General features: G+C 44.3%; 17 protein-coding genes and 1 pseudogene. 13 read left to right on the plus strand and 5 right to left on the minus strand.

Annotated elements, in window-relative coordinates:
- Positions 1 to 3: 3 nt before the first annotated feature.
- Both IM792_RS01370 and IM792_RS01375 read right to left on the minus strand, forming a co-directional pair.
- The gene (locus IM792_RS01370; RefSeq protein WP_194099886.1) at positions 4 to 915 is read right to left on the minus strand and encodes an AraC family transcriptional regulator; all 912 of its coding nucleotides are present in this window, start codon (positions 913 to 915) and stop codon (positions 4 to 6) included.
- A 58-nt stretch (positions 916 to 973) separates the two neighbouring features.
- A complete protein-coding gene (locus tag IM792_RS01375) occupies positions 974 to 1,780 on the minus strand; it encodes an SDR family oxidoreductase (protein WP_194099887.1) in 807 nt (268 codons plus the stop codon).
- A gap of 191 nt (positions 1,781 to 1,971) precedes the next feature.
- Here IM792_RS01375 and IM792_RS01380 point away from each other — a divergent pair, with 191 nt between their 5' ends.
- The 3 genes from IM792_RS01380 (at position 1,972) to IM792_RS01390 (ending at position 8,331) form a co-directional block, all read left to right on the plus strand.
- Positions 1,972 to 2,973, plus strand: coding sequence for an aldo/keto reductase (locus IM792_RS01380; RefSeq protein WP_194099888.1), 1,002 nt, complete (start codon positions 1,972 to 1,974; stop codon positions 2,971 to 2,973).
- Between the two features lie 60 nt (positions 2,974 to 3,033).
- Positions 3,034 to 3,948: a helix-turn-helix domain-containing protein gene (locus IM792_RS01385; RefSeq protein ID WP_194099889.1), complete on the plus strand. Its 915-nt coding sequence runs from the start codon at positions 3,034 to 3,036 to the stop codon at positions 3,946 to 3,948.
- Between the two features lie 129 nt (positions 3,949 to 4,077).
- Positions 4,078 to 8,331 carry a two-component regulator propeller domain-containing protein gene (locus tag IM792_RS01390; RefSeq protein ID WP_194099890.1) on the plus strand — a complete coding sequence of 1,418 codons (4,254 nt, stop codon included), beginning with the start codon at positions 4,078 to 4,080 and terminating at the stop codon, positions 8,329 to 8,331.
- Between the two features lie 76 nt (positions 8,332 to 8,407).
- Here the strand turns inward: IM792_RS01390 and IM792_RS01395 are convergent, their stop codons facing one another.
- Positions 8,408 to 8,875, minus strand: coding sequence for a cupin domain-containing protein (locus IM792_RS01395; RefSeq protein WP_194099891.1), 468 nt, complete (start codon positions 8,873 to 8,875; stop codon positions 8,408 to 8,410).
- Positions 8,876 to 9,163: 288 nt separating this feature from the next.
- Between IM792_RS01395 and IM792_RS01400 the strand changes: the two genes are divergently transcribed.
- From IM792_RS01400 to IM792_RS01445, 10 genes and pseudogenes are all read left to right on the plus strand, one after another.
- Positions 9,164 to 11,803: a response regulator gene (locus IM792_RS01400; RefSeq protein WP_194099892.1), complete on the plus strand. Its 2,640-nt coding sequence runs from the start codon at positions 9,164 to 9,166 to the stop codon at positions 11,801 to 11,803.
- Between the two features lie 46 nt (positions 11,804 to 11,849).
- On the plus strand, positions 11,850 to 13,109 hold the full coding sequence (locus IM792_RS01405) for a YdcF family protein (protein WP_194099893.1): 1,260 nt from the start codon (positions 11,850 to 11,852) through the stop codon (positions 13,107 to 13,109).
- Between the two features lie 134 nt (positions 13,110 to 13,243).
- Entirely contained in the window at positions 13,244 to 14,254 is a 1,011-nt protein-coding gene (locus IM792_RS01410) for a hypothetical protein (RefSeq protein WP_194099894.1), read from the plus strand.
- A 208-nt stretch (positions 14,255 to 14,462) separates the two neighbouring features.
- A complete protein-coding gene (locus IM792_RS01415) occupies positions 14,463 to 16,034 on the plus strand; it encodes a beta-N-acetylhexosaminidase (RefSeq protein ID WP_228084879.1) in 1,572 nt (523 codons plus the stop codon).
- A 2-nt stretch (positions 16,035 to 16,036) separates the two neighbouring features.
- Positions 16,037 to 17,329 (plus strand): annotated as a pseudogene (locus IM792_RS01420) (sugar MFS transporter); the annotation flags it as partial.
- A 60-nt stretch (positions 17,330 to 17,389) separates the two neighbouring features.
- On the plus strand, positions 17,390 to 18,595 hold the full coding sequence (gene nagA, locus IM792_RS01425) for an N-acetylglucosamine-6-phosphate deacetylase (RefSeq protein WP_194100768.1): 1,206 nt from the start codon (positions 17,390 to 17,392) through the stop codon (positions 18,593 to 18,595).
- A gap of 5 nt (positions 18,596 to 18,600) precedes the next feature.
- A complete protein-coding gene (locus IM792_RS01430; protein WP_194099895.1) occupies positions 18,601 to 19,365 on the plus strand; it encodes a glucosamine-6-phosphate deaminase in 765 nt (254 codons plus the stop codon).
- Positions 19,366 to 19,373: 8 nt separating this feature from the next.
- Complete coding sequence (locus IM792_RS01435) at positions 19,374 to 20,021, plus strand: carbohydrate-binding family 9-like protein (RefSeq protein WP_194099896.1); 648 nt, start codon at positions 19,374 to 19,376, stop codon at positions 20,019 to 20,021.
- A 56-nt stretch (positions 20,022 to 20,077) separates the two neighbouring features.
- Complete coding sequence (locus IM792_RS01440; RefSeq protein WP_194099897.1) at positions 20,078 to 20,947, plus strand: helix-turn-helix domain-containing protein; 870 nt, start codon at positions 20,078 to 20,080, stop codon at positions 20,945 to 20,947.
- A gap of 51 nt (positions 20,948 to 20,998) precedes the next feature.
- Positions 20,999 to 21,991, plus strand: a complete 993-nt coding sequence (locus IM792_RS01445; RefSeq protein ID WP_194099898.1) for a multidrug resistance efflux transporter family protein — start codon at positions 20,999 to 21,001, stop codon at positions 21,989 to 21,991.
- Between the two features lie 475 nt (positions 21,992 to 22,466).
- On the opposite strand, the gene IM792_RS01450 is transcribed toward IM792_RS01445, so the two are convergent.
- Both IM792_RS01450 and IM792_RS01455 read right to left on the minus strand, forming a co-directional pair.
- On the minus strand, positions 22,467 to 22,871 hold the full coding sequence (locus IM792_RS01450; RefSeq protein WP_194099899.1) for a helix-turn-helix domain-containing protein: 405 nt from the start codon (positions 22,869 to 22,871) through the stop codon (positions 22,467 to 22,469).
- Positions 22,872 to 23,269: 398 nt separating this feature from the next.
- Positions 23,270 to 24,811 carry a SulP family inorganic anion transporter gene (locus tag IM792_RS01455; RefSeq protein ID WP_194099900.1) on the minus strand — a complete coding sequence of 514 codons (1,542 nt, stop codon included), beginning with the start codon at positions 24,809 to 24,811 and terminating at the stop codon, positions 23,270 to 23,272.
- Positions 24,812 to 25,006 lie beyond the last annotated feature (195 nt).

Here is a 25,006-nt window from a genome sequence, read left to right on the forward strand (position 1 = left end):
AACTCAATTAAGCGAACGCCTGAACTCCAGCGGCGATAGATCCGTTTTCTTTTTGAATAGTTTGTTGAACGATTGCGGATAATCAAATCCTAATTGGTAGGCAATCTCTGCAACCGTGAGTTGAGTTGTGCTCAGGTATTCTTTGGCTTTGTCAACCATTTTATCATGTATATGCTGCTGCGCGCTCTGACCGGTTAATGTACGTAGCATATCGCTCAGGTAGTGCGATGATAGGTTAAGCTGATCAGCAAGATACTCTACCGTTGGCGGCCCGTTCTTTAAAGCCGCTGCATCTGATAAGTAATTGGTCAGCAAATTATCCATTTTAGTCAGCAGATCATGGTTAACAGCTTTGCGGGTAATGAATTGCCGCTCATAAAAACGTTTGCTGTAATTAAGCAGCAGGTCGATATGCGATAGTACGATCTCCTGCGTATGTCTGTCAATGTGCTGTATCTCACGGTTTATCTTGTCGAATACATCGGCTACGTTTTGTTCTTCATGTTCTGACAGATGGAGCGCTTCGTATAACGAGTAAGAGAAAAAGCCATAGTTTTTAATAGCTGCCGCCAATGGGTGCCCATGCAACAGATCGCGGTGAAATAATAGCGCCTGACCTACGCCTACGCTACCTTCGGGCAAACCACCTTCGGGTATCTCTAAAGTTTGTACCTGCCCGGCGGCAACAAAGGTCATCAGGCCTTTATCAAAATCATAATATTGCTGCCCGTATTTTACCTTGCTGGTGATGCCTCTTTTTAAGGACACGCAATAAAAGTTCAGCGAATACTGCTTCCATGCTGCATCATTACTAAAGCGCAGATCCTCCACCCGAAACAAACTGATCAAGGGATGAACCGGATCGGGCAGGCTCCGCAGGCGATGAAACTCGGTGATGGAATTGATGGTTATCATGCTTGTTATACAAATGTAACAAACAGGCAGACGGGTTTTAGTTGCCTGCCTGCTTATTTTATCGACCCAGAAATTGTTGCCTGATCTCTCTACGAAAATCTTCCTTACCAATCTCCAGCCACCTTGCATACATAGCATTGGCATCGTTGCCGGCAACGTATCGCACCTGGTCTTTATTATCTGTGGCTGCCTCGTAAACTATTTCGGCTATTTGTTCGGGAGTTGCAGCCGCTTCCATCATCCTGTCAATATTGGCGAAAAGTTTATCCTCCAGTTCTGTATATGCCCGGTGCGAACTACGATCAAGCGAACGCCCGGTGAAATCGGTAGAAATACCACCGGGAGCAATGGTTTTGATGCCGATGTTATGCAATCCTAACTCGAACGACATGCTCTCTGACCAACCCTCAACCCCAAATTTGGTAGCGTGGTAGATAGAATGCAGCGGAAAGCCCAAAAAGCCACCCATTGATGTAGTGCTTATAAACAAACCCTGCTTCCTCTCCCTAAAATGCGGAATAAAAGCCTTTGTTATCCTGATCACACCTAACAGGTTGGTGTTTATCTCCTTTAATATTTGCTTATCGGTTAAGGCTTCTAATGAGCCCATTAATCCGTAACCTGCGTTATTAAAAACCACATCAACATCATCCGAGCCAATAGCGACAGTAACGGCGGCTTCAATACTGTTGGTATCGGTAACATCTAACTGTAGCAGGGTTACATTTTCAAGCCCGGCCAGGTCCGTTTCCTTATCAGGGTTACGCATGGTGGCTATTACCTTCCAGCCTTTTTGCTGAAATAATTTGGCGGTGGCCTTACCCAAACCGGATGAGGCGCCTGTTATAAAAATTGCTTTTTGCATGATGTTATATCGTTTTTATAAAGCAAAGGTCGGGATAGAGATAGGTATCAATGTTTCCAAATCGGACATAGTTGTGTCCAAAGTACTGTTTCTAACATTTTCGCATATGGATACAACATTCAGCCTTGCGGACACATTAACCAATAGCGAAACCCTGAGATTTGTTTCATCAATAAAAAGAGATATATACCATGAAAAAAGTAAAATTAGGTAGTCAGGGTTTAATAGTGCCCGAGGTTGGGCTTGGCTGCATGGGCATGACCTCCATGAATGGTTGGGATATTTACGGCAAGGCCGATGAAGCCGAAGCCATTGCCACCCTGCACCGCTCGCTCGAACTGGGCGGCAACTTTTTAGATACCGCCGATATGTATGGCCCCGGACTGAATGAAAGACTGATAGCCAAAGCTATTCACGGTAAGCGCGATCAATATATTATAGCCACCAAGTTTGGTTACGAGGTTGATGATAACGAGCAACTGACATGGAACTATAACGGCTCTAAGGCATATATTGAAAAAGCCGCCGAACGTTCACTGAAAAATCTGAATACAGATTACATCGACCTGTATTACCTGCACCGCCTTGACCCGAATACCCCGATAGAAGAAACCGTTGAGGCGATGGCCGATTTGGTGAAGGAAGGTAAGGTAAAATACATCGGCCTGTCCGAAGTATCATCAGCAACTATACGCAAAGCGCACGCAGTGCATCCACTTACGGCCGTGCAAACCGAATACTCATTATTTGAGCGGGATGTAGAGGAAGCAAAAATAACCGATACGCTGGCCGAGTTAGGCATCAGCCTGATCGCTTACTCACCGCTTGGGCGTGGTTTTTTGACCGGCGACCTGAAAAGCCCCGATGATTTCCCGGCTGATGATTTTCGCAGAAACATCCCACGCTTTCAGGGTGAGCAGTTTTACAAGAACCTGGAGCTGGTGAACGCGGTTAACGCTATCGCCGCCGAGAAAAACGTTACCCCATCTCAGCTGGCCATTGCCTGGGTGTTGGCTAAGGGGCATGTGCCTATCCCCGGTACTAAACGGGTTAAATATGTTGAGCAAAACATAGCGGCTGCCGATATTGTATTAACTACTGATGAGTTGAACCGCTTAGAAGCCATTGTGCCGTTAGGCGCCAGCACCGGCGATCGTTATGATGCCAGTTCAATGACCGGTATCGACAGATAATTTCTTAACGCGGGGTAGGCGTGGCTTGCCCTGCATATTTTACTTACTATATTACCAACAATGAGCAAATACACACCTTATGCTATTGATACCATTGCCGAGCACCGCCGTGTATTGTCGTTGCCCAGCCCGGAGCATCCGCTGATCGATGTTTTCAGGATGGAGGATATCAAGCATAATCCTGATAAGCGGTTTCGTGCCTTGATGTTGAATGTGTATTGCATCTCACTCAAAAAGAAAGTTATCGGCAAGGTAAAGTATGGGCAAGGCTATTATGACTATGATGAAGGCCTGATGTCGTTCTTCGCGCCCGGTCAATTAGTGGCTACCGTTCCCGAAAATCATCGGCTGGAAGGGTGGTGCGTAGCCTTTCACCCTGATTTTTTGAAAGGTTATCCTCTGGCCCGGAAAATTGAGAGTTACAATTTCTTTTCTTACGCCATTAACGAAGCACTCTTTCTGTCAGAAAAAGAGGAGGCGCTGATGAATGGCATTGCCGATAATATTCTCCAGGAATTAAATACCTCTATTGACGGATTAACGCAAGATGTAATGATATCGCACCTGGAGCTGTTGCTGCATTACAGCCAGCGTTTTTACCTGCGGCAATTCAACACCCGCAAGCCCGCGCACCATCAACTTTTAACCGAGGTTGAAAATTTGTTGAACGCTTATTTTAATGATGATGAACTGCTGATATCAAGTGGTATACCAACGGTTGCATACCTCGCCGGGCAGCTTAACAGATCTCCCAAATATCTGAGCGATCTGTTGAGAAACATATCCGGCCGGAGTGCGCAGCAACATATACAGGATCATCTGCTTGAAAAAGCCAAAACTTTATTAACCGGCAGCGACCTTACAGTGGCTGAAATTGCTTACCGCCTGGGTTTTGATTATCCGCAATCGTTCAACAAATTATTTCGCCGCAAAATCAACCAAACACCGTTGGAATATCGTTTGCTGATGAATTAACCGCGTTACATATAGCCGACTGAAAACCACTCCACTAAACCCGATTTTAAAAACTTTAACATTAAAATACTCGTATAACTGATATTATCTCTATATTAATTGTCTGTAATATTTTGGTGACATTGAGTAATGGTTAAGTGGAAGTTTTTCGTTATACTGTGTTTATTTATTTGTTCGATCAATAGCCAGGCACAGCAGCGTCAGCTTCATTTTGAGCATCTTGGTTTAAAGGATGGCCTGTCAGAGCTTACCGTGAACTGCATATTGCAGGACAGGCAAGGCTTTATGTGGCTGGGCAGTCAGGATGGGCTTAACCGTTACGATGGTTACTCATTCAAAGTTTTTCGAAACAACGGTAACGATAAAGCCAGTATTTCAAACAACTTCATCACCAATTTAATAGAGGACGCTGACGGCGACCTTTGGATTACCACTTTAGGCGGACTGAACCGTTTTGTCAGGAAAACCAATCAGTTTATCCGTTATCGCCACAACGAAAAAAACAAAAACAGTATAGCAAGCGACAATTTAAAACGCATTGTTGCCGATAAAGATGGCACCTTTTGGATAGCTACCGCTGATAACGGGCTCGATCATTTCGACCCCAGATCAAACAGCTTTGAGCATTTTAAGAATGATCAAAATCCGGCCAGCATCAGCGAAAATAATCTCAATACGGTATTCATTGACCATAAGAACAACATTTGGGTAGGTACTCAAAACAAAGGCCTTAATTTATTCGACAGAGCTACCAGATCCTTTAAAAGATTTGCTTATCGTGATGATCAGTCTAACTCCATTTCGGGCAATAACGTCAATTTTATTTACGAGGATTCAGCCAAAAGGCTTTGGATATCAGCAGGTACCAGGGGTTTAAATTTGTTTGAACCTGCGAAGAACGATTTTCAGCATTTCAACCAGCCGGAAATAGGTACCGACGCGATCAGGAACCATGGTATACAGTGCATAGGTGAGGATGATCATGGTAATTTATGGGTAGGTACTGAAAATGGCGGCCTTTGCATTTTTAATTACGAGCGCAATACGCTGATCAGGTACTTTCATGATGATGTTGACAATGGTAGCTTAACCAATAACTCTATCGATGTTATTTTAAAGGATCAGGCTGATAATATGTGGGTGAGCACCTTTAGCGGCGGTGTGAATCTACTGAAGAAAAGTAAAGAGAATTTTGCATGGTTCAGGCACAGTTCGGCAAAAGGCAGCCTGTCTAACGATTTTGTATTGTGTTTTCTTGAAGATACCGACAGCAACCTGTGGATAGGCACCGATGGTGGAGGCCTGAACCGACTGAACCGCCAAACAGGGCAATTCGTGAGGCTTAAGCTGGGCACAGGCAAGCAGCAGGAGATTGGCAACTTCGTGTTAAAAGTTGAGGAGGATGATCACAAAAACCTTTGGATAGCTACCTGGAATGACGGGCTGATCAGGTACAACCTGAAAACTCATGAGGTTAAGAATTATCGCCATGATGATAATGATGCCAGTAGTATTGGTGCTAACAATATCTATAACCTGATCATCGGCACTGATGGCAAATTATGGATAGGCACCTTTGGTGGAGGGCTTGATTCTTATGATCCTGGCGATGATAAATTTGTACATCACAGGCACGATGTGCAAAACAAGAATACCATTGCCGATGACAGGATAAACTCCATACTTCAGGATAAAAATGGCTTGTTATGGGTGGGCACCAATGCTTCGGGTATCGACATTTTCGATCCGGTAAAAAATAGTTTTAAGCATATTAAGCAGGTTGATAAAAACAGTTTTAACAATAACCCGATACTTGATATTTACCAGGATCATCAGGATAATGTTTGGATATGTACCATGACCGGCCTGAGCGTGATCTACGCCAATGGCGAAAAATCAAAAACGTTTACCGTTGCTGACGGCCTGCCCAACAATAACACGTTTGCCGTACAGGAGGATCGCAACCATAACCTGTGGATCAGTACCAATACAGGTATCAGCAGGTACGATGCTTCTACCAAACGGTTTACCAACTTTACTGATGAAGATGGCTTGCAGGTGGGCGCTTTTAAACCTCACTCGGCCATGTTAGATGCCAGTGGCGATATTTATTTTGGCGGGGTTAACGGCTATAATGTGTTCTCTCCGCAAACTGTAGGGCAATCTAAGTACAACCCTAAACTGGCCTTTACCGATCTGCTGTTGTTTAATAAATCGGTTGAGGTAAGTATGCCCGGCAAGCCATCGCCACTAAAACAAACCATGACCGAAACTAAGGAGATAGAGCTATCTTATGAGCAATCGGTTCTGTCGCTGCAATTCGCTTCGTTGGATTATTTATCGCCCGTTAAAAAAAGCTATGCTTATAAACTGATTGGTTTTGATAAGGAATGGAATTTTGTGGGGCATCGTAATTCGGCTGTTTATACCAACCTGCCCGGCGGCGACTATGTGCTCATGGTAAAAAGCCAGTCGGATAATGGTATGTGGTCATCAAAAATGCTTGAGTTAAACATCAAGGTATTGCCCCCGTGGTGGGAAACATGGTGGTTCAGAATTTTATTTGTTGTTGGCGTGGGCCTAACTGTCTATTCGATCTACCGTTGGAGGGTTCGTGAAATATTGAAGCAAAAAACAGTGCTGAAAGAACAGGTAGAGAAAAGGACCGAAACCATTTCACAGCAATCGCAAACCTTAAAATTGCTGAATAGCGAATTGCTGGCACAATCAGAGGAGTTGCAGTCTATCAACGAAGAACTACACGCGCAGTCGGATGAGCTGGCCAAGCAAAGACAGGAGGAATATAATTTAAGAAAAGAGGCCGACAAAGCCAACGAGGCCAAAGGTTTGTTTTTGGCTACTATGAGCCATGAGATACGCACGCCGATGAACGGTGTTGTAGGCATGGCCGCACTGCTTAACCAAACAGAACTTACTCCCGAGCAACGGGAGTATACCGATACCATTATTACCTGCGGTGATAGCCTGGTGCATGTTATTAATGATATTCTTGATTTTACCAAGATAGAATCGGGCAAACTGGAGCTTGAAATGGCATCATTTAATATACGCAGGTGCGTAGAGCAGGTGATGGACATATTTTTACAGGAAGCCGCCCGTAAGGGCATCAGCCTCATTTATCAAATAGCCGCGGATCTGCCTGATTTTGTGATAGGCGATAGCCTGAGATTAAAACAGGTGATGATAAACCTGGTAAACAATGCCTTGAAGTTTACTGCCGAAGGAGAGATTTTTGTAAATGTTCACTTGATCCGATCATCCCCGGGTAAATCAGTAAAGATCGGTATAACCGTTCAGGATTCGGGTATCGGTATACCTGAAGAAAAGATACCACTATTATTTAAGGCTTTTTCACAGATCGATTCGTCTATCACCCGCCGTTACGGTGGTTCTGGTTTGGGGCTGGCCATCAGCGAGCGCCTGGTAGGGCTTATGGGCGGTAATATATGGGTAAAGAACAATACAGAGGCTGGTGCCACCTTTGGTTTTGAGATTGAGGTTTTACGGTCGCCTGAACGGAATACTGCACAGCCTGATATTGCTGCCATCGCCGGGCACAAGGTTTTGATCATCAGCGCGAGCCAGCTTCAGCAACAGGTGTTAAAAGACCAGCTGTATGGCTGGAATATGCAAGTTTTTGGCGCCCAAACATGGGATGAGGCTTTGCGATATTTGGATAAAGAAACGGTTGATCTGTTATTGGTTGATATTGGTAACGATGCTGAAAAAGATCAACTACTGCTCTACAAATCAAAAACTGCAAAGCGTACGCCAATTATTGAACTTTTAACTATTGGTAATAATCAGACCATAAGCGGACCGGAAAGCACCGATATGAAGCTGATAAAGCCGGTTAAGCAGCGCACGCTTTACCAGGCTATTAACAGCGCTTTAGCTAAACAAGGGCAATCGCAGCAGGTTAGTGAGGTGGCACAATCATCACAGGAATTATTTAGCGAAAGCTACCCGCTGAGTATTTTGGTTGCTGAAGATAACCTCATCAATCAAAAGTTGATTAAACGTATCATGGAAAAAATGGGGTACGATATACAGATAGCATCAAACGGTAACGAGGTGTTAGCACTGGTTGAACAAAACTCATTTGAGCTGATACTGATGGATATACAAATGCCCGAACTGGATGGCCTGGATACCACACGTATACTCCGTAAGTCGGATTTAAGGCAACCGTACATATCAGCCATGACCGCTAATGCTATGCCCGAAGATAAGAGCGCCTGCCTTGCCGCCGGAATGGACGATTATATATCAAAACCCATGAAACTGGAGGAACTGATGGGCGTAATACGCAGGGCATTCGCCCACGCCATAGTGACTGATAAAAAGGATCATGCTTTTTGATCTTGTATCTTCCTGATCTCCCGAAAGGGTTAAAAATCCCGGCTCAAACTCAACCCGTTATTCATACAAATGATAATTAACCCGCTTTACTATCAAAATAATCTGCCGGGTAAAGTTGCTGGTTATACTTGGTAATAATGGCCGGTATCTGCTCGGGTGTAGCGGTGCTTACTTCTTTAAACATTTCATCTAATCCGGCGGGCATAACGGTGCATAGAAGCCTTGCAGGCTTGCCCGATGTGTTTTTGAAGGCATGCACGCCGCCATTAAGCGGTATGCGTACAAAGCTACCGGCAGATACACTAACCGGTCCGTTATCAGTATTAAAAACAATCTCGCCCTCGGCCACATAAAAGGTTTCCTCAATTTCGGGGTGAGCATGGGGGAGTGGCCCGCCACCGGGAGGTACGTTCATTTCAATAACGGCATAGCTGCCGTCGGTATCTGCTCTGCTAACTAAAATGCGGTATTGTCCTCCGGCTACATTATACTGTTGGCCTTCGCCTGCTTTTATTGAAGTTATGGTACTGGCTGATTGTTGCATAATGGTAATAACAGTATTAATAGTTGTATAGTTTATTATTTGAGCAAGTTGCTTAACAAATATGATAAAATAAACTCTCGCTTAAGTTTGAAACTTAACAACTTAACATTGGCTTAACAACTGCCAAGCTAAATATGCGTAAAATTGTTTGTGCGCGCGTTAGGTAAAATCTTAAGATCGTTCCGGGTCAGGTTATTGTTGAGTTTTCTTTCGTTTATCGCTGTCATTTTGCTGTGGCTCGTGGTTTCTTTGCTCGTAAATCAGCGACAAAAACACGTAAACGCGTTCATGTCATCATTGGGCAGCTTGCAGGTTAAGTATCTGGAAAGTAACAGTCAATTACAACAATTCCTGCTAACAGGCTACCACGACCCCGAATTTTATCGCACCGGTCATCAACAAAATATTGATCAGTTTTTGGCCTTGCAAAAAGATATCGCGGGGCAAATCAATAAGCTTCATTTATCGGCTGCCGAGAATGGTTTACGCATCAGTAAGTCCATCAAACAAGTGGGGCAATATTGCGATCAAACCCAGCATTACGGTGCCGAGTTAAAACGCCGTTTTTACGAACGTGGTTTTCAAGATGAAGGTTTAGAGGGTGCGATGCGCCGTTACGCCCATTTTCTGGAAGATTCAACAGCTCTGCCTAAAATAGATATTCTGCAACTTCGCAGGCACGAAAAGGATTACATGCTGCGTGGCGATCTGGTGTTTGCTGATGTATATAACAGTCAGTACAAAAAAACACTATCGAATACTAAAGCCGGTAGTAAGGAACAGATCGCTTTGCAAGCTTACTGTAACCGCTTTATCCGTTTGGTGCAATTAACCGAGGCTCTCGGTATTCACAACCAAAAAGGTATTGTTCCATCAACCTTGCTGTCGATCAATAAATTTGAGCAGCAGTATACGCACATAAAAGCTATAGCCGAAGCTCAAACAGCCACTATGCATCTCAAATTTAACCGTATGCTGATCATCATCAGTGTATGCTGTTTGTTGGTTGTTATTGTATTGAGCTGGGTATTGGCAAAGTATTTAACAAGGGATATCAGCGCGTTAAATGCCAGTATGGCCGATTATATAGATTCAGATTTTCGTGCTGAGGAACCGATAGAAAAAAGCAAGCGCTTTATTCCGGGTAGTATCGAGATAGAAAAACTGTATAACGATTTTGATCTGCTCAAAAAAAGCATCCGTCAGTACATTAAACATATTGATGAACGTGCCGATCAGCTTAAAAAGCAATCGGCTGAGTTGCAGGATCTGAATGAAGAACTGCATGCGCAGTCAGAAGAATTACAGGCACAGGCAGTTGAACTGAACGAGCTTAACCAAATGGAGCATGAAGCCCGTGAAGAAGCCGAGCGTGCTAACCAGGCAAAAAGTGTGTTTTTGGCTACCATGAGTCATGAGATACGTACCCCGATGAATGGCGTTCTCGGCATGACTTCATTACTCCAGGGCACTACATTAAACCACGAACAAACTGAATATGTAGAGGTGATCAGAAACAGCGGCGAGGCATTGCTGAATGTTATCAATGATATCCTTGATTTTTCGAAGATAGAATCGGGCAGACTGGAACTTGATCTGCATGAGTTTAACCTGCGTGCCGCCATAGAGGAGGTGATGGATATTTTTGCCGGTAAGGCGGCAGATAAGCAGCTCGACCTAATGTATCATATTGATGCTGAGTTACCTATGGTAATGATCGCCGATAGTATGCGCCTTAAGCAGGTACTGATAAACCTGGTTGGCAACGCCATTAAATTCACTCAAAAAGGCGAAGTGTTTTTGCAGATAGGCAAAGATGCGGAGCAAAGCACAGTTGATGATGTTGCGGTGATTTTTGAGGTTCGGGATACTGGCATAGGTATTCCTGATGAAAAGATACCGGTGCTGTTCCAATCGTTCTCGCAGGTTGATTCATCAACCACGCGTAAATATGGAGGTTCAGGCCTGGGTTTGGCTATTAGCGAGCGATTGATCAATATTATGGGCAGCCATATTAGTGTTACAAGCAAGCTTAATGTAGGTACATCATTCCGGTTCACGGTAAATGTCGGTAGGGGGAATGATAATATATTATTACCCGAAGCCGGTCAAATGAGCGGAAATGAGGGTAAGAGAGTACTGGTGGTTGATGATAATGAAACCAACCGCCGCATACTACAAGTTCAGCTTGAAAACTGGCAGCTGGTGCCTGTCACCGTATCATCAGGAGCGGAGGCATTGCAATATTTACAGAATAAGAGCTTTGATCTGGTACTTACTGATATGCAAATGCCTGAGATGGATGGTGTGGAATTAACCCGGCAAATACGCTCAGGGTACCCAATGCTACCTGTTATACTGCTAAGCTCCATAGGCGATGAAACCCGGCAACGTTTTCCTGATCTTTTCAGGGCGATACTGACCAAGCCGGTAAGGCAGCAAATGCTGTATCGCGAAATACAGTTAGCCTTTCAGCAACAAGGGCCTGACGTAGTTCATGCTCCCAAGCAGCCATTATTACAAACTGATTTTGCTACCACACATCCGCTTAATATTTTAGTGGCTGAGGATAACCTGATCAACCAAAAGCTAATACTCCGTGTACTGAACAAATTGGGTTACGAGGCTGAGCTGGCCGAAACCGGTGTTGAAGTGCTTGACATAGTAAAGCGACGGGATTTTGATGTGATACTGATGGACGTGCAAATGCCCGATATGGATGGTCTTGAAGCTACCCGGGTGATACGTGCATCCATTCCCCATCAACCGGTTATTATTGCCATGACGGCCAATGCCATGGCCGATGACAGGGAGAAATGTATAGAGGCCGGTATGGACGATTACCTCTCCAAACCGGTTAACATTGAGCAGTTCATGGCTCAGTTGCAACGTGCTTATGAGGTGGTCAGGCTCAAACAGGAGAGCTGATCACATCTTACAAAAAAAGTATATTAGCAATAATAAACTATACGGCATGACAAAATATAGCGCATTCATACTGACCATAGCCCTTATTTTTAGTTTCGGACTAACCAAGGCACAAGTGCCCGCACCACGGGCGGATTATAAGCTGGTTTCGGATGGCGATTGGGTTAAGACCAAGAATTACTATCTGCTTACTCTTTTAGAATTCGACAAGAACGCGAATGCCTTGTTAGCCACTGATGCCGAACTTAAGGCCCTGGCTCAAAAAAGGATGGATGCACTGAAAACTTCATTAGCGGATTGTAAGGATGGACTATGTTTGCCCGCCAAACTCAAACTTACTGATGATGATATTGATTTGGTAAGTGCACGCCTTTCTGCCCTGTACAAACCCGGTAATGCGCTTGATAAGTTGGTGAAAGATCATCTGGCGCCATCAGGCACGTATGTGAATATTGCCGCAAAAACTCCGGAGGAGTTATTGGTAAAGGCCTGGGAGCAGGATGCTGATGCGGTAAATCATACCATTGAGGTATATGCCGAAGGTAAAAAGCCTAATTATCCGCAAAGTGATTCTATCAGCTTTGATGTGAAGAAGAAGGGTTATTATATACTGATGTACGATAGCTCGAGCGAAGTGGCTGATGAGTTAAATCCCGGCTCATTGTTTTTTGAACCCGCGCTTAAAGCCGCTTTGTTGTATCTGGAAATAAACGAACGCCGCAACGCGGGCGATTATGAGCCCATGGCCACCACCGCCAACCGTGCCGCTGCCGGGCGTGTAAAGCAAATTAAATGGGCATCGTACCCATACAGCCATATATTGGTACCCGGCGCCGGGCCCGATAACCCGACCACTCCCTTAAGCGGCGGCGGTATGCTGCGCTGCAAGTTTGCCGCCCGCGAATATTTTGCCGGTAAGGCGCCGTTCGTAATAGTATCAGGCGGTGCGGTGCATCCCTTTAAAACTACTTTTAACGAGGCCGTGGAGATGCGCAAATACATGATCAATGTATTGCACCTGCCCGAAAACGCGGTGATCATCGAACCACATGCCCGCCATACCACTACCAATATTCGTAATGATGTGCGTTTGGCCTTTAGATACGGTATGCCTATGGATAAGCCGGGGCTGATAGTTACCGATAAATATCAGAATGATTTTATAGAAAAGATGGATAAGCGCTGCATCAACGAGTTAGGATACGTGCCTTACAAACTCGGCAAGCGCCTCACCGAAAAAACTTTAGAGTTTTACCCCATCATTACCTCGCTCCAAATTGATATGGACGAGCCGATGGACCCATGATCCGGGTTACGTCCTTATCAGTTGATGCTCGTTTTAAATACGGTTTGCTCAGTTTGGTAACTATCGGTTAATGGTGCTTTATTAATAAATAATAACTGCTTAGATTTAGTTACACCAATTTAAATCAGCAGGTTATGAAAACCAAATTTACCTATGCCGCCATCCTGGGGATGGTGATTGTTTGCCTGTCAAACTGTAAAAAGGGCGAGCAAATTAATCCTGAAACATTAACATCTACCGGCAACCTTACCGAAACGGCCAGTAGTACTACCAACAAAGTGGTAACAATTGCCGGTATGGCCAATTCCCCGGGTTTTGTGGATGGAAAGGGAAGTATTGCACGCTTTAGCAGGCCTTGGGGATTACAGTATTTAAAGGATGGATCGTTATATGTGGCCGACAGGGATAATGATGCCATCCGTAAGATATCGCCTGATGGTACTGTTTCTACCCAAATTTTGAAGCGTGAAGGAGTTAAGTTTTTAGTGGATGAACCATTGTATGTAGGCGAGGACAACAGGAAGAATCTGCATGTTATTGCTGATACCGATGGCGATGCTTATAGTCACTCATACATATTTAATGCCGCAAGGGAGGTGATCAGGGAAGATTCCTATCCTTATACTGTTCAGGCACATTTGGCTAAAGACCCTTATAAAGATGTTTTTTGGTATACAAGCGGTTACTCAATAGGTCAGCATCAACTGGAGGATGGCGTTAGTCAGGGCTTTAGTGTAAGTTATTTATTTGATCCGTCTACAGAGCGTGGTCGAACATTGTCGGGCTTATTTGTCGGGCGTAATAAAGTAATATACTTTGCTTACAGTAGTGGTTTGTACAAGCGGACACCTGGCGGCGTTGTGGCTCCTATATACAGAGGCCTGATTTTGGGGCAGATAACCAGTATTGTATTGAATGCTGATAGCCGTACCATATACCTGGCAGCAAGCGGCTTTATCCAAAAGATAGAGAACGGTAAGCTCATAAAACTTGCAGGGCCAAACGCCACCAATCCCGATGGGCGCGATGGGGTAGGCTTTGGCGCTGATGTTAATGCATTTAGCCTTGCCCTTGGCGATAACGAAAACTCACTTTATTTTACCGATACCAAAACACATACCGTACGTAAATTAATGCTTAAATAGTAGCGGTTGTAAATCACCATCATCCTGCTAATATAGGATCACTAAAGTGGTACCCGAATCAAACAGGTATACTTCAGTGATCCTTTATTTTTTTGATGAAATATTTGGATTGGAAAAATATATCTTTATTTTCGTGTACGTTAACGTTTTATTTAACGCTCCTTTCGTGCCGAGAATTTGTGTTGATCCATTCACTTTATTCTGATCTATGATGATTGATACTTTATCTAAATATTGCCGATGGTTTATAGCCGTAGTGATAGCGCCTTTATTGATGTTCAGCATTGCATCAGCCCAAACACAGCAAGCTGCTAACAGTGGGTTCAGGATAAAAGGCTTTCACCTCGATCTGCGGGTGCAGGTAATGAAAATGCCCGCGCTTAATGCTTTCGCGTTAAAATTGAAGAGTGGCGGCATCAATACACTGATCATGGAGTGGGAGGGCACTTATCCTTATAAAAACCACCAGGCCATACCCAATCGCTATGCTTATACCCGTGCCGAGGTTACCGGCTTTATTGATTACTGTACATCATTAGGTATTGATGTTATACCCCTGCAACAAAGTTTTGGGCATGTAGAGTATATCTTGCAAAACTACCGCTACGAGAATTTGCGTGAGGATAAAAAGGATTACTCGCAGGTAAACCCCATCAGGGAGCAGGAAGCCAAAGCGTTGTTTACCGATCTGTATAAGGATATGATCTCCACACATCGGTCGCCGTATTTTCATATTGGTGGAGATGAAACGTATTTGTTAGGTCGTGGCCCCGAATCAAAAAAGAAAGTTGCCGAAGTTGGCATGGGGCGCCTATATGGCGACTATATAAAAATGCTGTGCGATGTAGTGGTAAGTCTGGGTAAACGCCCCGTAATATGGAATGATATCGCGCTGAAATACCCCGACGCGCTAAAAACCTTACCTAAAGAAACCATATTGATCGACTGGAATTATGGCTGGCCACTCAACCGCTTCGGCGATCACGAAAAGATGATGAGTTATGGCTTTGAGGTTTGGGGCGCGCCGTCTATCCGCAGTTCGCCTGATCATTTGTTTTTGGTGGATTGGGCCAAGCATTTTCAAAACATAACCGATTTTATACCTCAATCAGCAAAGCTGGGTTATCAAGGGATGGTCATGACCTCGTGGTCAACATCCGGCCTATATTCGCCTACGTTTGAAACCGCCAGCGATATTTATTTTTTACAGGCGGTACGATATGTTTACCCCATAACCGGCTTTAATATTTTAATTGATGGCTTTTTTGAAAGCCTCAAAGCTCCCGAAAAGTTCAATACCCGGCAGTTCATCCTGCAATATGCTAAAACCAAATACGGGTTTAATGATGCCGATGCCCAACAGTTTTATAATGCGCTTACCACCCGTGTAAACGAGGTAAGTCAGGGCAAAATGGTGCCCGCAAACCGTACTATTGATCAGGAAATAGATACTGCCACGCAGGTGCAAGCGGTATTCGCCAAATTAAAACCCCGCGCTAATCAGCAGGAGTTTGCTCATTACGTGCTGATGGCTGATATGCGGGTGCAATACCTTAAATACAGCAAAGCCGAGATCATGGTAAACTCTCCTGATTTTACGGAAGATAAAGTGCCGCAGGTGCTGGCCATGCTGAAAGATCTTCGCTCTAATGATATCGACAAACGCTTCATCGCCCTGAATAAAGATGTTTTTTACGTACCCGAGCTACAGGAGCAGAACAGGCTGCGTAACCAAAAAATAGGATTGTTGTACGATCGCTTATCGCGCAAACGGGATTGAGTATGGCACAAACAAATGATGGGCAACAAAACAATGTAAAGGCTATGGCTGTGGTTGCCATGCTGTTCTTTATTTTCGGCTTCGTCACCTGGATCAACGCTATACTTATTCCGTACTTCAAGGTAGCCTGCCAACTGAACCATCAGCAATCTTATTTGGTAGCGTTCGCGTTTTATATTTCTTATTTGCTGTTATCGGTACCGGCATCGTACCTGTTAAAGCGTGTCGGTTTTAAACAAGGCATGATGGTAGGCTTTTGGGTAATGGCGGCAGGCGCTTTTATTTTTGTGCCCGCGGCTTATAATCGCGCTTACTCATTATTCCTTACCGGTTTGTTTACGCTTGGCGGGGGCTTGGCCATATTGCAAACGGCCGCTAATCCCTACATCACTATACTGGGGCCTAAAGAAACCGCCGCCCGCAGGTTCAGCATTATGGGTATATGCAATAAGTTCGCGGGTATTGTGGCTCCATTATTATTTGCCGCAGTAATATTTAAGGCGGATGATAAGCAGCTGTTCGAGCAAATAAAAACTATGACCGAACCCGCGCTTACCACCACACTTACCGAACTGCTGCATAGGGTAGTAATGCCTTACACGGTTGTTGGTTTTGTATTGCTGTTGTTAGGCCTGTTTGTACGCTATTCCCCATTACCCGAAATTGATACCGATAAGGAAACCGACGAAGTAGCCGCGCTAACCACAGGCAAAACCAATATATTTCAGTTTCCGCACTTGATACTGGGCGCTGTGGCTATATTTCTGCATGTAGGCTCGCAGGTGTTGGCAGTTGATACGGTTATCGGCTACGCGCATTCTATGGGTATTTCAATAATCGAGGCTAAAAGTTTTCCATCATACACGCTAACAGCTACCATAGTTGGTTATTTGTTAGGCATAACATTGATCCCCCGATTTATCAGCCAGTTAACGGCTTTAAGGTTCTGTACAGTTTTGGGTATGATACTAACCGTGCTGATAGTTTACATGCAGGGGCAAATAACATTTTTGGGCCACGTTACCGATGTTTCTATATGGTTTGTAGTACTGCTGGGCTTTGCCAACTCCATGATATGGGCAGGCATCTGGCCGCTGGCTATGGATGGCTTGGGGCGATTTATAAAAACCGGAGCATCGGTATTAATAATGGGCCTGAGCGGCAACGCCATACTGCCGCTTATTTACGGCTATTTTGCTGATGCGTATGATGTTAGGCTGGCATACTGGGTATTGCTGCCTTGTTATATATACCTCTCGTTTTACGCGCTGTATGGCTTTAAGCTAAAAACTTGGCTGCCGGGCAAGAGCATGTCATCGAATCAATCCAAACTCCCTGTAAAAACATCCGCTGATATGGATAGATATAAAATTTTTAATGGTAAGGTTATAACCCCCGCGGGTATCATCAATAATGGATGTGTGCTGGTTGAGGGCGATAAAATACTGGAGGTAACCGATAGAAATATAGAGTTTAGCGGCGCTACAGATATTGATGCCGGGGGCAAATACATATCGCCGGGATTTATTGATATACACGTACACGGTGGCGGCGGGCATGATTTTATGGATAACACCCTGGAGGCTTTCCTGGGGATAGCTCAAACCCATGCCAGGTACGGCACTACAGCGCTCACGCCCACAACACTGAGTTGCGAAAAGGCTGATCTCCTTAAAACGCTCGAACTTTATGAGCTCGCCGATAAACAAAACACCGGTGGAGCGCAATTTATAGGTATCCATATTGAAGGCCCGTATTTTGCCATGAGCCAGCGCGGCGCGCAAGATCCCCGCTACATACGCGAACCGGTTGAGGCGGAGTACAAGGAGATATTATCAGCATCAAAACACATAAAGCGCTGGAGCGCCGCGCCCGAAGTAAATGGTGCTTTGGCCTTCGGCGAGTATATGACCGCCAACAACGTATTGGCGGCCATTGCCCATACCGATGCTATTTATGAGGATGTGATAAAGGCATACGAAAAGGGATTTACACATGCCACGCATTTTTACTCGTGTATGTCGGGCGTTACAAGGCGAAATGCTTTCAGGTATGCCGGAGTGATTGAAAGCGCTTACCTGATAGATGGCATGACGGTAGAGATCATAGCGGATGGCAGGCATTTACCCGCCCCCTTGCTTAAACTGGTACACAAAATAAAAGGCACCGAAAATATAGCCCTTATAACCGATGCCATGCGTGCGGCCGGTATGCCTCCGGGCGAAAGTATACTGGGTAGCCTGAAGGATGGACTCCCGGTTATTGTTGAGGATGATGTAGCTAAACTGCCTGATCGCAGCTCGTTCGCGGGGAGTGTGGCAACGGCCGATAGATTGGTAAGAAACATGGTGCAGTTATCCGAATTGCCATTAATAGATGCCGTAAAGATGGCCACTGAAACCCCGGCGCGCATTATGAAGGTTGATGATACCATGGGCAGCCTCGAAGCCGGTAAATTGGCCAACATCATCATATTCGACGAGGATATCACGATAGATACCACCATGATAAACGGAAAGATAATTTACGTAAACAATGCCGGTGTGCCGGTATCAGCATAAAATTTATGATAGCGACACCAACAACAAGCGGACAAAAAATTATAGTAGCTGATACCCGCCAGCTAATGGGGCAGATGGCCGCTGAAGCTTTTGTTAAAAAGATAAACGAGTTGCTGCTTATTAAGGCTGAGGTGAACATTGTTTTTGCGGCGGCGCCATCGCAAAATGAATTTTTGGCGGCCTTGCTGACCTCTGGTGTCGACTGGCAGCGGGTAAATGCCTTTCATATGGATGAATATGTGGGGCTTGATGCATCGGCACCGCAGGGCTTCGGCAATTTTTTGCGCGACAGGTTATTTGGCCATGCTCAGTTTCGCTCGGTGCATTACCTGAACGGGAATGCTGTCGATATAGATGCTGAGTGCAAACGCTATACTGATCTGTTAACTGACATGCCTGTGGATATGGTAGCCATGGGTATCGGCGAAAACGGGCATTTGGCATTCAATGACCCGCCGGTAGCTGATTTTCAGGATAAACAAATTGTAAAGGTTGTAGCGCTTGATGAGGCGTGCCGACAGCAACAGGTTAACGATGGATGCTTTGATACAATTGATACCGTGCCAACCCATGCGCTCACACTCACCATACCGGCGTTAATAAAAGCGCCGCATATATATTGCATTGTACCGGGGCCGTTAAAGGCAAACGCGGTTTATAATACCTTTAATCAACCCATGGTAGAGGCTTACCCCTCAACTATTTTAAGGCAACATACTGATTGTACTTTCTTTTTTGATGTGCAAAGTGCCGCCTTGCTAAATATTTGATCACTCCAATGAAAAGCATAAACATACCGCGCATTCCTGATCATCTGCAAGGTGATATTCCGGACTTATCGAAATGGATGGATGCCCTGCCTCGCATACCCATCGACAATAATCCCTGGCCGGATTACAATGCGGATACCGACGCCCGTTTCTCAATAGCGTATACAGAGGATCAATTACTGCTAAAATACTATGTGCAGGAGGATCAATTCAAAGCATCGGTACGTGAAATTAATGATGATGTTTATAAGGATAATTGCGTAGAGTGTTTCATTGCGTTTAACGATGAACAAGCATACTACAATATTGAATTGAACTGCCTGGGTAGCGCGAAAATAGGTTATGGAACTGGCCGGGCAGACAGGGTTGATGTGCCGGATGAACTGATAAAGAAAATAACCATCAACGTATCACTCGATCTGCATAAAAAAGAGGATAACCTGAGCTTGAGCTGGACAATATTCGCCATTATCCCTAAACAACTTTTTTTGCATAGCCCGATACTGTCGTTTGCCGGCATAACAGCCAAAGGGAATTTTTATAAGTGTGGCGATGATCTGCCCAAACCTCATTTTTTAACCTGGGCACCGGTGCAGGGCGATCAGCCCGATTTTCATCAGTCCCAATATTTTGGTGAGTTGATATTTGGTAAGTAGTAAATTTTGCCCGGCATTTGCCTTGCTGCTAATATTGATATAGATTAGTCGGGCAAATGGCGAAGAACAAAGCGGCAAAGGAAAGTATATTACCCTTGCAAAAATTATTGGAGGGCGATTACCTGCGTGTTATTCCGCTGCACGAGAATGTTAATGCCCTTTCAGTAACGCCACATCGACACGATCATTACGAGATATTGTACATCACCGAGGGGCGCGGCCATCAATTCATCAACTTTAAGCAGTACGAGGTTAAGCCCGGTAGGGTGTATTTTTTGCATCCGGGGCAGGTGCATTTAATTGACCGTTTCAAACGTAATGGTTGGCTTATCATGTTCGGGCATGAGTTGTTCAGTCGTTTTTTGGATATTCATAAGCATGAGGATGAAGTAGGCGTGCTGGATTCATATACCGCTCATCCATACGTAGATATGAACCAAGAGCAGGGGCAAAGTTTTCAAGCTATTATTGATCTGATGATCCCCGAACTGGCATCACCCAAACCTGATGCTGATATTTTAATGCACTATACTGCCTTGCTGTTATTACAACTTAACAGGATGCATGTTTTGCAACATCCGGTCGAGTATTCGGCAGTAGCTACCCGGTTCGGATTTTACAAGATAAAGCAGCTGATAGAGGCGAACTTTAAGATACAACATCAGGCCGCGTTTTATGCCGGTGAATTGCAGGCTGATATTAAAAAGCTGAACCGCATTTGTCGCGAAAGTACAGGTTTAACCGTTGCGGAATTATTGCGGGAACGCCTGCTTACCGAAAGTAAAATATTGCTGCAAACTTCGGCCTTGTCCATTAAGCAAATCAGCTATGATCTGGGCTTTAATGATCCTGCCTTTTTCGGGCGGTTCTTTAAGCAGCAAACCACGCTCACACCTGCGCAATTCCGAGCCCTCAGATTGATATAAACTACCCGAAAAGTACCATGCTTAAAATTTACTGCGATATACTTTTGCTGTATGTCGCAACAACGTAAGGTACTGTTAGCTATTATTTGGGGTATTGGCGCTTCCCTGTTCCTGTCATCAACATTTATTATTAATAGCCTGATAGCGGGTTCGGGTGGGCATTGGGCGTGGACAGCCGCTTTGCGCAGCCTTTTCCTGATACCTATACTGTCGCTTGTGGTATTGCTGGCAAGGCAACTCAAACCAACACTTATAACCATAAGGCAATATCCTGTCTTGTTTTTTAAATGGGGAACCATAGGCTTTGGCGCATTGTATACCGCGCTGGCATTAGCATCCTTATGGGCACCGGGGTGGATGGTTGCGGCATCGTTCCAGGTAAATATATTGGCGGGTATACTTTTGGCACCCTTTATCTATCCCGATCACAGGCGGGCTGTACCTAAACGACCATTATTAATAACGCTGATCATACTAACCGGCGTGTTCATTATGCAGTTTGAAAAGCTTGGCCAGTTGCAGGATGCTAAAGGAACCCTGCTCAGTTTTTTGCTGGTGCTTATCGGCGCGGTGGTTTGGCCGCTGGGTAACCGCAAACTAATGGTCGATCTGGAACATAAGGGCGTTCATTTAAATGCTCTGCAACGGGTGCTGGGCATGTCCATAGGTTGTTTGCCCTTGCTCGTAATACTGGCCGTTGTAGGTTATGTAAAATCGGGTGCGCCATCATTCGCGCAGTGCGAGGCATCGTTTTACTCGGCCTTGTTCTCGGGCTTTTTGGGTGGGGTGGGCTTTTACCAGGCAACACAATTGGTAAGCAAAAATACCGTAGCTCTTGCCGCTATTGAGGCCACGCAGGTTTTGGAGATATTATTTACCCTGATAGGCGAGGTAATATTGAAGGGCGTAGGCTTCCCCGGTTATTACGCCCGGTTTGGTTTTGGAGTAGTAATGGTGGGTTTACTCATCCATTTTTATAATACCTGGCATCATAGCAAAAGTAAAACCGAGTCAAGCAATATATTAACGGCAAAAGTATCCTGATAATCCTCAAAAGCTGATTATCGTTATAGAAATATGAGAATTATTATGAAATTATATTATACATGCTGCGTATAAATAATTGTGTGTTATTTGTGTGATTAATATTTGCATAAATATCAACTACTTTTTTGAGCGGTGATGAGTAAGCAATTTCTCAGTATTTCGCGGATGATAAAAGACTCTTGAGTTTTTGATTTTATTATAAAGTAACATTTGTGTTACTGTTGTTTTTGAACTTAAATAAAATTGACTGAAGATTAAGTGAGGTTTATGTTTCTCGTTTTGGGTATTTTATTACTCATGTGTGTAGTTTATTTTCTACAGTTAATTGATTTTTAAATTCCCCAAATCGATGGTTTAATATCAAAAACCGATGTTAATTATAAAAAAGCCCGGTTTGATAACAAACCGGGCTCAAATTTAGGTTCAAATATTTAATAGTATGTTTTTGGCACGAGTGCTCTATGTATTTATATTAACTGATATTTTTTTCGCGGGGGTTTTTCGGTGGATTTTGTTCAATGCTTCTGCTTAAAGCGTCATTGTACTTTTCCAGTAAGCTTATGTACTTGTCCTTCCAATACACATCGTTTGATGATATCTGCTGCTCTGATACCGAATCCTGCTGATTATCGGTATTGACCTTATTACCCGCGTTGGGTATAAAGTCGCTACTCTTAAACAAGCTCGGAAACTCAACCGAGAAATCGTGCTTAATGCTTAAGCCAATTTTATAAATAATATCAATTTTTAATGTTTGCTGATGAAACCAATTATAAATAGATCTTCTGTTAACGTTGGTTAACCGTGCCACCTCACTAATGCTATATCCCTCTTGTCTTATTACTTTTTCAATTACCCGACCGTGATGTACGTCCATAATGTTCAATTGCTGTATATATGCTTAACGTATTAAACTTATTATTCTGTTCAACTTAAAACCGCTAATGCTGTTTAGGTTATAAAACATGGCAGGCAGGCTTAATATTGTATGGCGTAAATACCGGTAGCTACAAACGGCACAAACACAAGTAATTAAACTATTGCACATGTAAGTGCTATATATAGCGTAATTATCATACCAGTTTATGCATTTCACAATCAAATTTCGCGCATGGCCGGTATGTGTGTACAGTTAACGCATTTATACTTACAGAATGCTCAAATACTTTCGTACGCCGTTATTATTTAAGCAATGTATAATACTGCTAATTGTTAAATGTGAAAAAATTATACACGTTTCACAGTCAATATTTAAGGGTTTTCAAGGGCTGTGAATCACTGCCGATCGGTAGCCACATGGTAGGCCGGATCTTCAAGAATATTAACCTCAATAACGCCTTCGGCATTTTTTAACAGGGTGCGGCAATCTTCGCTAAGATGTTTTAATTGGAGTGATTTTCCTGCCTTACGGTAACGTTCGGTGAGTTTGTTAAGGGCTTCAATGCCCGACATGTCGGCCACACGACTTTCCTTAAAATCAATAACCACATGGGTTGGGTCGTTATCTACATCAAACTTTTCGGTAAATGCCATGGCCGACCCAAAGAAAAGCGGACCGAATATTTCGTAATGTTTCACTCCGGCCTCGTCAATATGTTTACGGGCGCGTATGCGTTTGGCGCTCTCCCAGGCAAATATCAATGCTGATATAATTACGCCTATCAGTACAGCAAGAGCGAGGTTATGCAGCCAAATAGTGATCAGGGCCACCAGCATGCCCACAAAAATATCCTGCTTGGGCATTTTGTTGATGATGCGAAAGCTCACCCACTCAAAAGTGCCGATGGCTACCATGATCATTACCCCGGTAAGTGCTGCAATAGGTACACGCTCAATTATGGGCGCGCCAAATAAAATGATCATTAATATGGTTAATGATGCTATAATTCCCGATAGCCGTGCCCTTGCACCTGCCGAAAGATTGACCAGTGTTTGCGCGATCATGGGGCAGCCACCCATACCGAAAAAGAATCCGTTTAAAATATTGGCGCTTCCCTGGGCTATGCACTCACGGTTACTGTTGCCGCGACTGGTGGTTATCTCATCTACCAAATTCAGGGTAAGCAAACCCTCGGTTAAGCCCACGCCCGCCATAATTAGCGCGTATGGAAATATAATTTGCAAGGTACCCAAATTCAACGGCACCGCCGGAATATGAAAAGGAGGGAAGCCACCGCTAACAGCGGCAATATCGCGCACGGTTTTGGTTTGGATGCCGAAAATCAGCACAATAACAAATACCACAATAATGGCTACCAATGATGGCGGCACAGCTTTAGTTATGCGCGGAAAAATAAATACTATGGCTATGGTTAAAGCCACCAACCCGCCCATAATTAGCAATGGAGTGCCGCTTAACCAGGCTTCATGCCCGTTTACCATAGTTTTAAACTGGTTGAGCTGAGCCATAAATATTATTACGGCCAAACCATTAACAAAGCCATACATAACGGGCTGTGGCACCAGCCTTACAAACTTGCCCAGTTTAAATACGCCAACCAATATCTGAAAAACGCCTGCAAGCGCAACCGCTGCAAAAACGTACTCAATGCCGTGGCTTTTCATCAGGGCGATGAGTACTATCACGGTAGCGCCCGCGCCGCCGGATATAAGACCCGGTCGTCCGCCAAATATGGAAGTGACAAGCCCCATAATAAACGCGGCATACAAGCCAACCAACGGTGGGAAGCCCGCCAGTATAGCGAATGATAATGATTCGGGCATCATGGTCATGGCTACGGTGAGGCCGGCAAATATTTCGTTCTTATAATTTATTTTTTGCGAAAAGTCGAAAAATGGCGTGTAAGCTTTGCTCATGGTGTTGTTGAGTAAGTTCTATATGTAATATTATCGGGTGATGCCCGATCAATAAATATTATCGTTATAAATGTTGTTTGGGAAAATAGTGTACAGCATGAAATATCTTTCGCTCAATAGTAATAGACGGAGCAAAAGAATTAATTAATTCATACCGTTCCGGGTAAGGGTATGTATCAGGGTGGTGTAACCGGG

Origin of the sequence: Mucilaginibacter sp. JRF, from assembly GCF_015223065.1 — a bacterium.
Classification (GTDB): Bacteria; Bacteroidota; Bacteroidia; order Sphingobacteriales; family Sphingobacteriaceae; genus Mucilaginibacter.

Excerpts from the sequence above, each read along its gene's own strand:
- IM792_RS01370 (WP_194099886.1), bottom strand. The coding sequence starts at position 915 with ATGATAACCATCAATTCCATCACCGAGTTTCATCGCCTGCGGAGCCTG.
- IM792_RS01375 (WP_194099887.1), bottom strand. The coding sequence starts at position 1,780 with ATGCAAAAAGCAATTTTTATAACAGGCGCCTCATCCGGTTTGGGTAAG.
- IM792_RS01380 (WP_194099888.1), top strand. The coding sequence starts at position 1,972 with ATGAAAAAAGTAAAATTAGGTAGTCAGGGTTTAATAGTGCCCGAGGTT.
- IM792_RS01385 (WP_194099889.1), top strand. The coding sequence starts at position 3,034 with ATGAGCAAATACACACCTTATGCTATTGATACCATTGCCGAGCACCGC.
- IM792_RS01390 (WP_194099890.1), top strand. The coding sequence starts at position 4,078 with ATGGTTAAGTGGAAGTTTTTCGTTATACTGTGTTTATTTATTTGTTCG.
- IM792_RS01395 (WP_194099891.1), bottom strand. The coding sequence starts at position 8,875 with ATGCAACAATCAGCCAGTACCATAACTTCAATAAAAGCAGGCGAAGGC.
- IM792_RS01400 (WP_194099892.1), top strand. The coding sequence starts at position 9,164 with ATGTCATCATTGGGCAGCTTGCAGGTTAAGTATCTGGAAAGTAACAGT.
- IM792_RS01405 (WP_194099893.1), top strand. The coding sequence starts at position 11,850 with ATGACAAAATATAGCGCATTCATACTGACCATAGCCCTTATTTTTAGT.
- IM792_RS01410 (WP_194099894.1), top strand. The coding sequence starts at position 13,244 with ATGAAAACCAAATTTACCTATGCCGCCATCCTGGGGATGGTGATTGTT.
- IM792_RS01415 (WP_228084879.1), top strand. The coding sequence starts at position 14,463 with ATGATGATTGATACTTTATCTAAATATTGCCGATGGTTTATAGCCGTA.
- nagA (WP_194100768.1), top strand. The coding sequence starts at position 17,390 with ATGGATAGATATAAAATTTTTAATGGTAAGGTTATAACCCCCGCGGGT.
- IM792_RS01430 (WP_194099895.1), top strand. The coding sequence starts at position 18,601 with ATGATAGCGACACCAACAACAAGCGGACAAAAAATTATAGTAGCTGAT.
- IM792_RS01435 (WP_194099896.1), top strand. The coding sequence starts at position 19,374 with ATGAAAAGCATAAACATACCGCGCATTCCTGATCATCTGCAAGGTGAT.
- IM792_RS01440 (WP_194099897.1), top strand. The coding sequence starts at position 20,078 with ATGGCGAAGAACAAAGCGGCAAAGGAAAGTATATTACCCTTGCAAAAA.
- IM792_RS01445 (WP_194099898.1), top strand. The coding sequence starts at position 20,999 with ATGTCGCAACAACGTAAGGTACTGTTAGCTATTATTTGGGGTATTGGC.
- IM792_RS01450 (WP_194099899.1), bottom strand. The coding sequence starts at position 22,871 with ATGGACGTACATCACGGTCGGGTAATTGAAAAAGTAATAAGACAAGAG.
- IM792_RS01455 (WP_194099900.1), bottom strand. The coding sequence starts at position 24,811 with ATGAGCAAAGCTTACACGCCATTTTTCGACTTTTCGCAAAAAATAAAT.